The 14,517-nt window shown below is 35.2% G+C and carries 13 protein-coding genes; 7 read left to right on the forward strand and 6 right to left on the reverse strand.

Going from position 1 to position 14,517, the window contains the following annotated elements:
* Nucleotide 1: 1 nt before the first annotated feature.
* The 5 genes from JFU54_RS13020 to JFU54_RS13040 are packed head-to-tail and all read left to right on the forward strand — an operon-like array spanning nucleotide 2 to nucleotide 7,900.
* A complete protein-coding gene (locus JFU54_RS13020) occupies nucleotides 2–1,459 on the forward strand; it encodes a distal tail protein Dit (RefSeq protein ID WP_201064655.1) in 1,458 nt (485 codons plus the stop codon).
* On the forward strand, nucleotides 1,456–6,300 hold the full coding sequence (locus JFU54_RS29735; protein WP_242489422.1) for a phage tail spike protein: 4,845 nt from the start codon (nucleotides 1,456–1,458) through the stop codon (nucleotides 6,298–6,300). Before JFU54_RS13020 ends, JFU54_RS29735 begins: the two co-directional genes overlap by 4 nt.
* Before the next feature lie 18 nt (nucleotides 6,301–6,318).
* Nucleotides 6,319–6,672, forward strand: a complete 354-nt coding sequence (locus JFU54_RS13030) for a hypothetical protein (protein WP_012261545.1) — start codon at nucleotides 6,319–6,321, stop codon at nucleotides 6,670–6,672.
* A gap of 38 nt (nucleotides 6,673–6,710) precedes the next feature.
* Nucleotides 6,711–7,151 (forward strand): phage holin family protein, encoded by a 441-nt coding sequence (locus tag JFU54_RS13035; RefSeq protein ID WP_201064658.1) that lies wholly within the window; start codon nucleotides 6,711–6,713, stop codon nucleotides 7,149–7,151.
* Nucleotides 7,151–7,900 (forward strand): N-acetylmuramoyl-L-alanine amidase, encoded by a 750-nt coding sequence (locus JFU54_RS13040; protein WP_201064661.1) that lies wholly within the window; start codon nucleotides 7,151–7,153, stop codon nucleotides 7,898–7,900. The genes JFU54_RS13035 and JFU54_RS13040 overlap by 1 nt, the downstream gene beginning before the upstream one ends.
* A 360-nt stretch (nucleotides 7,901–8,260) precedes the next feature.
* Here the strand turns inward: JFU54_RS13040 and splB are convergent, their stop codons facing one another.
* The 3 genes from splB to JFU54_RS29740 all read right to left on the reverse strand — a co-directional run bounded on the left by splB (nucleotide 8,261) and on the right by JFU54_RS29740 (nucleotide 9,897).
* Nucleotides 8,261–9,289, reverse strand: coding sequence for a spore photoproduct lyase (splB, locus tag JFU54_RS13045; RefSeq protein ID WP_001039642.1), 1,029 nt, complete (start codon nucleotides 9,287–9,289; stop codon nucleotides 8,261–8,263).
* Complete coding sequence (locus JFU54_RS13050; protein WP_064475375.1) at nucleotides 9,286–9,549, reverse strand: transcriptional regulator SplA domain-containing protein; 264 nt, start codon at nucleotides 9,547–9,549, stop codon at nucleotides 9,286–9,288. Before JFU54_RS13050 ends, splB begins: the two co-directional genes overlap by 4 nt.
* Nucleotides 9,550–9,723: 174 nt before the next feature.
* Nucleotides 9,724–9,897: a hypothetical protein gene (locus tag JFU54_RS29740; protein ID WP_000354585.1), complete on the reverse strand. Its 174-nt coding sequence runs from the start codon at nucleotides 9,895–9,897 to the stop codon at nucleotides 9,724–9,726.
* A 273-nt stretch (nucleotides 9,898–10,170) separates the two neighbouring features.
* Between JFU54_RS29740 and JFU54_RS13060 the strand changes: the two genes are divergently transcribed.
* Nucleotides 10,171–10,533, forward strand: coding sequence for a carboxymuconolactone decarboxylase family protein (locus tag JFU54_RS13060; protein ID WP_201064664.1), 363 nt, complete (start codon nucleotides 10,171–10,173; stop codon nucleotides 10,531–10,533).
* Between the two features lie 119 nt (nucleotides 10,534–10,652).
* Here the strand turns inward: JFU54_RS13060 and JFU54_RS13065 are convergent, their stop codons facing one another.
* Nucleotides 10,653–11,108 (reverse strand): TspO/MBR family protein, encoded by a 456-nt coding sequence (locus JFU54_RS13065; protein ID WP_201064667.1) that lies wholly within the window; start codon nucleotides 11,106–11,108, stop codon nucleotides 10,653–10,655.
* A gap of 396 nt (nucleotides 11,109–11,504) precedes the next feature.
* Between JFU54_RS13065 and JFU54_RS13070 the strand changes: the two genes are divergently transcribed.
* Nucleotides 11,505–11,855 (forward strand): hypothetical protein, encoded by a 351-nt coding sequence (locus tag JFU54_RS13070; RefSeq protein ID WP_207192618.1) that lies wholly within the window; start codon nucleotides 11,505–11,507, stop codon nucleotides 11,853–11,855.
* A gap of 43 nt (nucleotides 11,856–11,898) precedes the next feature.
* Here the strand turns inward: JFU54_RS13070 and JFU54_RS13075 are convergent, their stop codons facing one another.
* Both JFU54_RS13075 and JFU54_RS13080 read right to left on the reverse strand, forming a co-directional pair.
* Nucleotides 11,899–13,407, reverse strand: a complete 1,509-nt coding sequence (locus JFU54_RS13075) for a hypothetical protein (protein WP_242489423.1) — start codon at nucleotides 13,405–13,407, stop codon at nucleotides 11,899–11,901.
* Nucleotides 13,408–13,821: 414 nt separating this feature from the next.
* Nucleotides 13,822–14,391: a hypothetical protein gene (locus JFU54_RS13080; RefSeq protein WP_201064675.1), complete on the reverse strand. Its 570-nt coding sequence runs from the start codon at nucleotides 14,389–14,391 to the stop codon at nucleotides 13,822–13,824.
* Nucleotides 14,392–14,517: the final 126 nt, after the last annotated feature.

The raw sequence follows: 14,517 nt of genomic DNA on the forward strand, positions 1-14,517 counted from the left end.
CATGAGTTCTTTTACATTTAACAACCAACGAAAAAACTTTGTTCAAATAGAAAAAGGATGGAAAAGACCTACATGGGCACCATTAAAAAGGAATTTTCTAAGTGTTCCGGGTTACCCCGGAGCAAGGCTATTAAATACACAAACTGACATACGTGTTCTTTCTATTCCTGTTGGAATTATCGTCCCCGATGGATCGGATTTAGAAACATTGAAAGAAGAAATTGCAGATTGGTTAATTACAGATCAACCAGCAGAGCTTATTTTCGATGTAGAGCCAAACAGAACATATCTAGCTGTTGTGGACGAGGGGTTTGATCCAGATGAATTCGTCACTCTTGGTAAAGGAATTCTTAAATTTATTTGTCCAATGCCTTATAAATTAGGACCTACTCGAACGGTAGAATTTCAAACAAATGGACTTGGTTTAATTGCTAACGTTCAAAATAAAGGCACTGTAGAATCAGAGCCTATTATCGAAATTGAAGTTGAAAATCCTTCTACATTTTTAGATGTTTGGAAGAGGAATGAATACTTTAGGATTGGATATCCACTTGCAGCTTCTCAACTTCCAGTAGAGAGAAAACAACGTGTAATGTGGGATGAAATTTCTACTATAATAGGCTGGACGAATGTATCGGAATTTGAAGATGCTAAGGGTGGCGGTGTACTTAAAACAAATGGACATCAAGTTTATGTAACTGATTATGGTGACAATAGTTACAAAGGTCATCATGGGGCGATTATGAAGAAAAGCATTCCAGGTGGACCTATACAAGATTTCATTATGTCCGCATACGTAAGATTCATTAGTTCCAGTTACGTTCAAATGGGACGAGTTGAAATAGCTTTACTGGATGAAAGTAGTAAACCTGTCGCTCGTTTATCAATGAACGATGTATTTTGGGAAGCAGAAGAAACACATGGATTCGCTAAACTTGCTTATCCTGGTCATCAAGCGGAACAAACTATGATCAATACGCGCGGTAAATATTCAAACACTTGGAATAACTTCTACGGTAGATTACAAGTATACCGAATCGGAAATGAGTGGGAATTTTTCATTACAAAATTTGCTGAAGGTACTGAAATTGATGATGCTGGAGCAAAAGCACGTTGGATAGATACAGACGGGATCTTAATGAATAAAGTCGCACAAATACAAATTTCTATCACACAATGGTGGAATAACGATCCAACTACAACTATGACAGTTGATGATATAAAGGTTTGGAAAGTAAATCAAAATACAAGTGATAATCCTCCTTACATTATGGAAAAAGGGGATAAAGTACAAATTGATACGGCTAAAAGTCTTGTGAGTATTAATGGTGCAAATGCAATTAATCTGAAAGACTTGTTTAGTGATTACCCTAAAATCAATAAGGGCCAGAACAAACTAGAAATTATGCCAGCAAATATCGGAACAGCAAAGGTGATATATAGGGAGAGATATAGATGAGAACACCTAGCGGTATACTTCATGTTGTGGATTTTAAAACAGAACAAATTGTTGCAAACATCCAAACAAAAGATTATTGGGATGATAAAAGGCATTGGGAAATCAAAAATAATATCGATACTTTAGAATTTAGAGTGTTTGATAATACGGACCATGCAGCAACTCTTATGCAGCAAAATTTAGTGTTAAAAGAAGTGCGTGATGGTCGAATTGTTCCATATGTAATTACTGAAGCGGAAAAAGACTCTAATGACAGATCAGTAATCGCATATGCATCTGGTGAATGGATTCAACTTGCTAAAGCTGGAATTATTCCTCCACAAAAAATAGAAGGCAAGACAGTAATGGAAATGATGGATATAGCTCTTTCAGGTACAAAGTGGAAGAAAGGAAATATAGCGTATGCTAGTTTCCGTTCTATGACTATTGATGAATTCATCGATCCATTATCTTTCCTTAAAAAGATAGCATCATTATTTGAATTAGAAATACAATACCGTGCTGAAGTGGTCGGCTCTCAAATCGTTGGCCGTTATGTAGATATGGTAAAGAAGCGTGGTCAAGAAACAGGGAAAGAAGTAACTCTTGGTAAAGATTTAGTGGGTATTAAGCGTGTTGAGAACTCGCAAAACATTTGTACATCCTTAGTTGGTTTCGTGAAAAAAGAAGGCGACACTATTATCACAGTTGAGAGCATTAATAATGGTCTCCCTTATATTGTGGACAGTGATGCATTTCAAAGATGGAATGAGCGCGGTCATCATAAGTTCGGCTTCTACACGCCAGAAACAGAAGAAGATATAACACCGCAACGTTTAATGACACTTATGAAAACAGAGTTAGCAAAACGTGTAAACACTTCAGTTTCGTATGAGGTTCAATCACAAAGTATCGGGCGTATATTCGGGCTGGCTCATGAGCTAATTAATGAAGGAGATACAATCCGAATTAAGGATACTGGATTTACACCTAAATTGTATCTTGAAGCGCGCGCAATTGCTGGGGATGAATCATTTACTGACCCTTCACAAGATAAATATGTGTTTGGTGATTATCGCGAGATTACTGATCCGAACGAAGAATTAAGAAAGATTTACAATCGAATTCTTAGTTCTTTAGGAAATAAACAAGAAATGCTAGATCAGTTAGACAAATTAGTGAAAGAAGCTAATGAAACAGCTAGTAATGCTAAGAAAGAATCAGAAGTAGCGAAAACACTTGCCGAAAAAGTTCAAAAAAATATCGAAGATAATACCGTTGAAATCATTGAATCAAATTATCCACCGACAACAGGGATTAAAGATAGAAAAACATTATGGTTAGATATTTCTAACGGTAAGCCTGGTATTTTGAAACTTTGGAAAGATGGTATATGGGACCCTGTTGTCCCTGATGTGGAATCAGTTAAGAAAGAAACATTGGAACAAGTGAGCAAAGATATTGAGACCACAAAAAACGAATTAAATGAAAAGGTTCAAAGTGTGGAAGGTAAAGCGCAAGAAATAGCTGGGCAAATAGTTGATGTTCAAAAGCAAATTAATAACAAAGTAGATCAAACATGGATTAATACACAATTAAAAGATAAAGCAGATAAATCTGGTGTCTTTACAAAAGATGAAATTAATAATGGATTTATTGGTAAACAAATATATGAAACTGATAAGCAAGGAAATGTTAAGAAGTTCCAAGAAATCAGTACATCCTTTGAACAAACAAATGAAGCTATCAAATCAAAGGCAGAAAAACAAAGTGTTACGGATTTAGGGAATAACTTGTCACAAGTTTCTAAGGTTGCTAATGAAGCGAAGCAAACTGCTGATGGTAATACACGTACCATTTCGCAAGTGGATTCTAAAGTAAACCAAACAGCTACAGACTTTACCAAAAAGACAACAGCAATAGAAGAAACTGTTACTGGGGTTTCAACAAAAGTTACCAATATACAAACTGAACAAGGCAAAATCAGTGAGCGTGTTACTAAATCGGAGCAAACAGCAGATGGTTTTAAAACTTCCATTGAATCATTAACAAAGAAAGATAATGAAATTGGCAATAAATTAAATTCGATTGAACAAGATGCAAACGGAACAAGGCAAAAAATTGAGCGTGTCGAGAGTAATATGAACAATTTAGAAGTTGGTATGAACAACTTGTTTATTGATACTGAATTCATTGATCCATGGGCAACTTGGTGGGCGCATATTTCTAATATCGAGGGTACTGAAGAGCACGGTGATCGTGTTTTAAAAGTAACGCCTGTAACTAATAATCAAGGCGGTGTTTACCAACCGATAGGTGCTAAACGTGAAGGTGCAAGAAAGCCACTTCCTTTGGGATGGTATACGGTTAGTGTTTGGGTTCAAGGCGTTCCTGGAATGGGTATCGGGATTATTGCTGAAGCTGCTGAAGGTCATCTCCACACTAGTATTGTTTTGACGAGAGAGTGGAAAAGATACAGTTTAAAATTCGAGGTAACCAACCCTAATAACAACGCTACTATTTGTTTTTATGCTGATAATGGAAATGAATTAAATACATTTTTTATCAAGAAACCACAAATTCAAGTTGGTAAAGTTCTGGGTGATTACAATAAATCAGTAGATAACTACACGGATTCAGCTACGTTCAAAAAGGTCACAACTGAAATCACGCAAGAAGCTGGACGGACTAAAGAAACCATGACTCAAGTGAAAAGTCGCATGGATAATCTTGATATTGGAGCTAATAATTTAGTTATTCATTCTAGTTGTAATAATGAATGGCCTTTATTCTTGCCACAAGAGCATGGAGGTTATGATGGTGGTGTAGAGAAACAATTTTACAATGAACATATTGCTATGAAGTGTGTACGACATACAGACGCTTTCTACCAGCTAGGGAACTATGAAAAAACACTAAGAAATTTAGAACCTGGAAAGCAAGTCACAATTTCAGTTGATATAAATTGCGAATCTACTGATTATCATTTTGAAATGTTCTACACAACGAATGCAGAGGGCACCAACTGGGATGCTATATATGGTAATCCATACAAAGAATTGAATGTTTGGAAAAGACAACATTATACATTTACAATACCTACAAATGCTACTGCTGTATTTTTCCGTATTTATTTTGGCAGATATGAAAGCTCAACGGGCACATACTTGAACTTCAAAAATGTTCAAATTGAAAAAGGTAATGTTGCGACAGGGTACAAACGAGCTTACCAGGATCAAGTCACTGTCAATGAATTCACCAAGAAAACAACCGAGATTGAAAAAAGTGTGGAAGGTGTTAAAACCACAATAACAAATGTGCAAAACAGCCAAGCTGGATTTGAAAATCGTATGACTACAGTAGAGCAAACAGCAAGCGGATTATCTTCCACAGTTAGCAATTTAAACAATGTAGTATCAGATCAGGGGAAAAAGATTACTGATGCTAACACAAAGATAGAACAGCAAGCACAAGCAATTAAAGCCAAGGTGGAGATTAAGCAAGTTGAAGATTATGTTGGTGGTTTTCAGATTCCTAAGTTGAAGAATACTGTTACAAAAAACAAAGAAGATTTAATTGAAGAGATTTCCAAGAAAGTAGCTACAAAAGATTACAATCAAAAAACAACTGAGTTGGAACGTCTTATCTCTGCTAATGCAGAGGGGATTAGTTTTGCTGCAATAAAAACTGAAGTATATACCAAAGTACAGGCTGACGGAAAATATGCAGATAAAGCTTATGTAGAAAAACAAGCAGCTCGTATTGATCTTACTGAAAAGAATATTCTTAGTACCGTTCAAAAAGGCGACATCATATCTGCTATAAACCAGACAGCTGAAAAGATAACCATCGATGTAGCTAAATTAAATATCAACGCTGATACCGTTGTGAAATGGTTAACTACAAAAGGTATAGACGCTGATGTCATTAAAATAAGTGGTGATAAGGTTACGATTGATAAAAACGGAGTCACTGTTAAAATGGCTAATTTTCTTTATGAAGATGAATTGGGCCAGAAGTTTTCGATAATGCCTAAGAAAAACCTTATTGCAGATCATATGTTTTCTAGTATTTCATGTTATCTTCAACAAAATAACATGCGGAAAGTAAAATATAGTCCCGAATGGAGAATCACGGGCGAACCATATATTGAAAATAACTATTATGACTTTGGATATGAACAAATGATTAACGCCATGCGCATTAATATACAGCATTGGATTAGATATCCGTTGTTTAGTGGTGTGAAAAAAGGGAAGAAATATACGCTATCTGCTCATTTTCGTGCAGCGACTCTGAATGGCAATATCACATCGGATTATCCGCGTTTACGGGTTATAACAGGACACTTTGCACCAGATGGACGGCCGATAGAGGATTTAAGATTCGAAAAAGCATTTGATGCGCCAGGAAGAAACATAGTTCGTTATTCTAACACTTTTACAATTCCTAATAACTTTCCTGATAACGGATTTTGTTATTTTGATATTTATGGAGCTGGGGATTACGCAAGTAATATGGCTGTTTGTGTATCAGGTGTACAACTTGTGGAAGGAGAATTACCATCTGTCTATAGTTGGGAAACTACGATGGATAATTTAGCATCTGGTTATACACCCGTACAGTCACTAGCTATAGGTGACAATAATACATTTTTAGGTTATGGGGTTAATACTCCTGAGTTTCGAATTAACACGAATGCAGATGTTCATTTCAACAGAAAAGTATCAACTTACGGAGTAAATGTAGGGGGACAAGCATTTGGAGCTTACGGTTCTATCTTTTATGTGAATGGTGCATCTGGTTGGTCATTCTATACGATGGGGATTGATGGTAACTGGAAAACTTGGAATGGTATATAGAATAAAGGAGGGATTAGAATGGAAAATAATAATGTCCAAGGAATGCCTTTACTAGCGGGTGAGGGAAGTCCTTTTATGGGTAGATTAGTAGATGCGGAACGTAGTGGAAATGGCGTTCTGGTACAAATACCTTTCGATATGTTGGATTATGCCGGCATTCAAGAAAAAGAGAAAGTTGAAGTTTGGGGCATGTCAGACGGCACACTAAGTATTCGTATGGCAACAAAATGTCAAATGTGTAATAGAGGGGCTAGACTCTTCGAATTACAAATTGGAAGTAATGTAAAGAAAGTCTGTGCAGAAGATTATTATAAGCTTACAGGTGAACAACCTCAAATAACATTAACTGAAAACAAACCCGAGCAGCCATAAGCTGGTCTTTTTTTATTACTTAAAAAGGAGATGAAAAGATGGATCGTATTGATGTATTAATGAAAACATTTATAGCTACCTTCGGAGCATTTTGCGGGTACTTTTTGGGAGGGTGGGATACAACATTGAAAGTTCTAGTAATCATGGCAGCTATCGACTATTTAACAGGAGTATTCGCGGCAGGATTTAACGGAGAATTGAAGAGTAAAGTTGGGTTTAAAGGCATCGCCAAAAAGGTGGTGCTATTTTTATTGGTCGCAGCAGCCACGCAAGCTGATGCAATTATGGGCACAAATAGCGCAATTCGTGAAGCGACAATCTTCTTCTTTATTGGAAATGAGTTGCTATCACTTTTAGAAAATGCAGGACGTATGGGAATCCCTTTACCTTCAGCGTTAACGAATGCAGTTGAAATTTTAGGTGGCAATAGCAATAAGACAAGTTCTGAATATGATAATAAAAAAGGAGATGTTGAATAATGACTCGTTATAGTTTACATGGAGGACACAACAGTATTGTACAAGGGGCTAATTCAGGAAATCGAAAAGAGCATATTATGGATCGTCAGGTGAAAGATGCGGTGGCAGCTAAGTTAAGAGCTTTAGGACATACAGTCTATGATGATACAGACGAAGTAGGAAGCACTCAAGCGCAAAATTTAAATAATATCGTTCGTAACAGTAATTCTCATGATGTGGATTTAGTCATTTCTTTTCATCTTAATGCAAGTGACGGAAATGGACAGGGTGTGGAAGTTCTGTATTATGATCAGAAAGATGTGGCGGCTAAAATTTCGGCTCAATTGGCAAAAGATATTGGATGGCGTGATCGTGGCGCAAAGCAACGTACAGATTTAGCAGTATTGAATGGGACAAAAGCACCAGCTATTCTTATCGAATTAGGATTCATCGATAACGAATCCGACATGGCTAAATGGAACGTTGATAAAATCGCTAACTCAATCGTTTACGCTTTAACTGGACAAACTGTTGGAGATGGCGGTTATCAATACGTTAAGTCGGGCGGTTTTGGTACTGCATCGCTTAATGAAGCAATTCAAGCTATGGCTGAACGAGGAACAAAAGGGAAAATTATTGTTGATCCATTGTCAGGTCTTGCTTATATCCAAACGGATGTCTTACCTAATTCTGAATTAGATAAAATCACTTGGTGGATGGATACTAGACCTGGTGGTAAGTGGTGGTACGAATATATCAAAGTGAACTAACGGTAAAGCCGTCCTTAATTGAAGTGCACCCCGATTGTTAGACACAGTCTAACAATCGGGGTGCACTTCATTTTGGGCGGCTTTTTGGTTAATAAACATATTTTTAAAAATTTCAGGGGTTGAATAGCATAATAGAATTTCGTATATATGTTTTTTAAGTGAGCTGTTAGCGAATTGTTAAGGGATACTGATTCGTGCTATCATCGGATTTGGATTTTTAATTTTTCTAAAGGTTGCATTAGCGCTATATAACGATTAAAAAATATGTTGAAAACCCCATAACGATTTCAACATATTTTTTCATTTTTGGGGTGATTAATTTCTTAGATTGGTGATGAAAAGAACGCTGTTCTGTTCTTATTATGTGAAATATTCTAACTTTGCATTAGGAAAGAACTGTTTCATATAGGAATACAGATGATTTTTTATATCCTCTTCTTCTTCTTTTTGATAAATGTATTTTCCGATTCCATATTTCCCCCATTTATATCTTCTTTTCTCTTCATCTAATTCTAATTTTGTCATCGGGTAGTTTTTTTCAATCACTCTCTTAGCGGGTTTTGTAAAACGATGTTGAATAAATTCAAATGTAATATCATCCCGTGCGTCAAGAGGTAATTCAGCATTCAGGCGTTCAAACATATGATAGTATCCATCCTGCCAACCTTCATGAAGATAAATAGGGGCTACAATGAAACCAAGTGGATATCCTGCTCTAGCTACTTTTCCTGCTGCCTCAATTCGTTTCACTAAGGGAGAAGTTCCTGGTTCAAAGTTTTTAATCACATAATCAGCGTTTACACTAAAGCGAAATCTTGTTTTTCCATTATGTTTGGCATCAAGTAAATGATCTACATGGTGGAATTTCGTAACAAATCTCAATTTCCCATATTCAGATTCCCCAAAATGCTCAATGGCCCGTTTAAGGGTATGCGTTAAATAATCGATTCCTACAATATCTGAAGTACACGACGCTTCAAATCTTGTTACTTCAGGTGCACGCTCCTTCATATATTTGTCAGCAGCATCTAAAATTTCTTCAACATTTACATACGTTCGTATATAAGGCTTACTTCCCATCGTTGTTTGTAAATAACAATAATGACAATGTCCCATACAGCCCGTTGCAAAAGGAATTGCATACTCCGCTGAAGGCTTGGAAGTATCAAATTTCAGAGTTTTTCTAACACCAACGACAAGCGTAGATTTTGCTACTCGATACTTTTGAAAATCGTTATCGCCTGGCAAATCTCTCACTTGATTATGGGAAGTGGTATGGCGAATTTCAACATCCATCTTTGAAAATTTCTCGAAAAGCTCTCTCCCCAAAGGATAATCTAATGCTTTAGGTTCAAAATATACAAGCTTAGGCATAAATGGCTTATTCATTCCAACATCCCCTCTGAAATATCACCATAATAGTAAGTGTACGCTTGGTTTGCCTCATCTTCAGTAGCATATACAGCCATCTCATTTGTTAGTGGATAATACGTTTCATAAAGAAATAGTGCTAATTCATTGGGTCTTTCAGGATTATTTACAACCGCTGCAGCTTGTATATTAGCTACGTCCTGAGTATGGGGATTTCGGTAAAAAATATAGACAATGTCACCAGCATGATACGTTTTACTTTCAGAAGAAAATTCCATTCCATCACCTTCTCATTTCATATAATTCAATGTGTAAAGTTTTACTTTATAATTTTCCTGTAGTGTAACTATTTAATTTCATTGATAAGATTACGTTATACAAATATATTTTGAAATATGAATAATAATTGCACTACCAAAAAGGCAAGCATATATTAATGCTTGCCTTTTGTTCTAACGACGATGTTCAACAAGATCAATTACACCTAAAACAACGTGAGCTAAACCAAAACCAAATACTGTATTTGCAATCATTTTATTAGTTCCACGAGTTTGTTTAAGAGCATAACCTGCTGCTGTCACTGCTGTACCTAGAGCTGTTGGAATTAATCCTTCACGAATATCCACAGTGATGCCTCCTTGTATCGTAGTTAGTGAATTTGTTTTAATACTTTGAAGTAAAGTGTTAAAACAAGTATTAGTATTTATCTTTTTAGTAAAATTATGTGGAGTTTTCATGAATAAATATTTCGGATTCATTACAGCAATAGAGATTGAAGAAAAATATAATTCAATTTTCTTTTTTAACCTGTTTTCTTTTACTAATTATGATTAATCAAAACTGTTTAGGCCCATAATAAGCTGTGTTTAATACATACTAGATATGGAGTTGAATGCAAAATGGAACATAAAGGTAGAAATTCAACAGAAGATGCACTACTTCAGTACAAATATGGTTTGGGGATATTTGCTGAGAAGATGCCGAAACTTACTGAACAATTTAATTCATTTACGGAAGAGTGCTTTAAAGATGGTGCGCTATCAAAAAAGCAAAAACAATTGATTGCATTAGGCATTAGTCTTTATTCTCAGGATGAGTATTGTATTATTTATCATACAAAGGGATGTATTGATCAAGGAGCTTCTGAACAAGAAATCCTAGAAACCGTTGGAGTAACAGCTGCATTTGGCTGTGGCCCTACCATGAGTCAAGCGGTCACACTTGTTCAAAAATGTATAGAAGAATTAAAGAACATGAATTAATTAGAATAGGATTGCTTGCATGAAAGCATAGATTTTTTATTTTCACAATGTCTATGTATCGACTAACAAATATGAAAAAACTTGAGCATTTTTGGTTATGCTCAAGTTTTTATACGATATTAATTCATACTAAAAATCGTCCAGGATAAGTATGTAGCAAATGCAGCCCATAAAAAATATGGAATGAACAAATATGCTGATATCCTAGATAATTTGAAAGAAAAAACAATTAGTAACAACGTGGTAATAGTGACTAAAAAACAATCTATTGTTGCTAAAAGTAAATTCTTTTGGCTAAATTGAAAATAAGTGAACGCTTGATTGCAGATATAATTTAAAAGGAATAGGGACCAAAATAGTTTTTGATTAAACCCGTACTTGTTATAAATAATTGTAACTGAGAATGCAATAAGTCCATATAATAAAGCCCAAATAATTCCGATTATCATACCAGAAGGTGTCCAAGGTGGTTTTTCCAGGGCATCATACCAAACACGATCGATAGGGAATAAAATACTGGAAAGATAAAACAAACCATATGCGAGTAAGAATACCATGATACTAGATTTTTTCATACACATTCTCCTTATTTTATAGAAGATTACAGAACTCTATATAATAGTATGTCCTTTCAATAAATAAAATTATTATATTCAATCTGTACATAGGTATTCTTACATTTTTAATTCATCATTAATTAATGACTTTATATTCACTACGTTCTTTTCGGGAGATTTAAAATATAAAACCAACTATTTATAATGAGGGTTTTATATTTTTATGAATTTAACATGTCGATAATTGAGTCCCATCAATCAATTTAATGTGTTTATATGTAACAGTTAATGAAGTCTATGTGTATGTGAAGTGAAAACAAGTGCCGACCTTAATTGGGCGGCTTTTTTGTTCTGCTCTTTTTCGCATACGCATAGAGTATGGTGTAGAGTGAAATAATGAAACGCGAGGTGTATATGGTGGATAAACAACATTCGAGTGTGTTCACTTCTAGTACGACTTCTTCAGATCCTATCCCAAAAGAAGACAAAGTACTAGAAAAAGAAACTACATCGGTTATAAGGGATGTTTTAAATGACTTGAAAATAAATTTAAAATTACAAAAATTACAAGTCAAGAAAGATGTTCGCAACATGGGGGCAGCGAATAAACAAGAAATCTTGAAAAATACACAAGAACGTTTACAGAGCATTCTTGCGGATGCAAAAGAGCAAATTCGAACGAGAATAGAAAAGATACAGAACGAAGAAGAGGCTGTTGTTGTTCCAATTGAAGAAGAAACGGAAAAAGAGCAAGACAATAAATAAGGGGAAGAGAGCGAAGAATGGTGACCATTCAATGCTCTCTTTTTCATGATAAAGTTTGTGTTGGAACTGTGTAACCTGCAATCGAACATAAAGAAAATACATAAATCGTTGTTGGGGTTGTTAAATCATCTACAAAAAATGCAAGACAATCACATATTTTTAATACAAACAAATTATCAATGCTTGTTGCAAGACCACGAATAAACAAATTGATTTTTAAACCAATGGTTGCAAATGTCTCTAATTCGGAACGAAGTGTATTAAAACAACAAGAATTTTGTTCACAATCACAGCTTGAATCACAATCACAACATTTATTTTCTTTTTGGAAATTACTACAATTGTTTGCAATTCCCAGTAAAAAATCAAAAATATCGTTTGTCGTGCTTATATCATTTACAGCACTAATTCCTGCAATTGTATTCAGTTGTAGTGTTGTATTTGGTGTTGCAGTAATTTGACTTGCATCTTTAAATGTAATCGAAATACAATCGTTCACATTAGTTAAAACTTGGTTCGGGATCGGATTTGGGGTTGGGAGTGAGGTGTTTGTATAAATTGTAACTTGTTTATCTATTGGGAGTGGAATACTAGCCTGTGCGGTTTGAACCATTTGTAAAAGCGTAGCAATGGATGAAGTGCAACAATCACAGCCCTCGTCGCAGCAATCGTGCTTCTGATTTTTCTTTTCGTTACAACCACATTCAACATTTAGATTCACAGTTACACCACTCACAGTAGTGGAGATGGTTTGGCTGTTGTTTAATGGAGAGTCATTCGTATGACCCTGAATAGTTTGTTGTCCTTGCGCCTGAAGTTGATCTCCTAAGGTTTGTGTTTGTGTTTCACTTTGTTCCTGGGTTTGCCCCTCTTGTGAGGTCATTTGAGTAGGGTTTTGATTTGTTGTTTGGGTTGTCATCGGTGTAGTTTCTGTTGTGTTCGTGATAGTTGGTGTAATTGTTGTTGTAGATTCAGTATCTGTAATGGGCATGGTGACATTGCTAGAAGTGGCTTCTGTATCAGATGTGACGGTTGGTGTTACCGTTGTATCGAGTGTAGTTGTGGTTTCCGGATCTGACATAATAGTCGGTGTTACCATCGTATTTAAAGTTGAAGTTGTATCAGTGTTTTGTGATGTTTCTTGGTCGGGAGATGGTCCAATTATAATAGGGTTTTGTGTTGTATTTTGTTCTTGGTCAGTATCTGCGCCATCTTGTTTGGATATTTGAATTGTATTTTGATCCTGTTCTTGAGCTTGCTCCGAACCTTCTTGAATGGCGTTTTGTTCTTGAGCACTATCCCCACCATCTTGTTTTGACACTTGAAGTGTAGTCAATTCTTGATCTTGATCTGAACCTTCTTGGGTAGCATTTTGTTCTTGATCTTGTGCTTGAGTTGCCTCTAATTCTGAACCTGTTTGAATAGCATCTTGTTCTTGATGCTGATCTTGATGCTGATCTTGATGCTGATCTTGATGCTCTTCTTGATTTTGTTCTTGTTTTTGACAGTGACAAGGGTGTGGTGCACAGGCGTTACAACAACGACAGTCCATTTTTGATTGTAAACATTGTTTACAAAACATATTGGGGAATTTTGAACCTTTTTTCTTGTGACATTCATCTTCCTTATGACTCATATAGTAAACTCCTTCCATACGGGCTGTTTCATTATATTCAACATAAAGTGTTTAGTGTCATTATTAAGGTTTGATAGCGAGATTTTTTGTTTATTGATTGTGGAAGAAGTCGGAACAACTAATGGGGAATCAAGGGAGAAAGCGTATGAATGAATTGAAAGCCCACTCTTATGAGTCGGCTTTTTTAGTGCTATTAAACTTAGGATTTACTTTTTGATAATGCTTTAAGTATTGGCTTTACAATTAAACCTATTAAGCGAAAACCTTTAAATATGGAGCGTACAACCTTCATAATATATTCTCCTAAATTTTAAGTGGATTATGTTAGTTCTATTTATTCATTTTATTTAAAGCTTTATCCATTTGGCGTTCGTTTGCTTGTGTAGCGCTACTTGTTGCATTTTCTACGCCGCGGTAGTTGTATTTTGAGTTTTGCCAGAAATCGAAAGCGAAATCCTTTAATGGTTTTTCTGATGCTTTTTTATCGACAACTTGCGACTTGAAAATATTCGTTAGCATATACTCATGGTTAGATACATCTTTAATATATTTTTTATCTTTATATTCTTTAATGATTTCATCTCCAAAAGTTTTCACTTCATCATTAGATGATTTGTAACTATTGGCATATTTGCTTACTTCATCGAATTTTTCAGTTGTAGTTTTATCGTTTGATGCCACTTCTTTAATTTTATTTTCCCATTTAACTACGTTGGTAGTTTCTTGGACAGCTTCTTTTTCTGGTTTAGTAGTTGGTTCCTTTACGGTATCTTTCGCAGTGTTTTTGATAGTTTCTTTTGTTTTTGGATCGTCATTAGAAATATCTACAATCATTACAATGACAAGAATTGCAAATACCGCAATAATACCTAGACAACCGAATTTGAAAAATTTCTTCATGAATTGTTCCTCCTAGTGGATATTAATAACTTTATCATTATATCAAACTGTAGAGATGTTTGGATTGTTTATGAAATAATAAAATGTGTATTTTAGAGGTTTTGGTTTCATATAAAATCAAAACAA

Source organism: Bacillus sp. TH19 (assembly GCF_016651075.1).
In the GTDB taxonomy this organism is placed as follows: Bacteria; Bacillota; Bacilli; order Bacillales; family Bacillaceae_G; genus Bacillus_A; species Bacillus_A mycoides.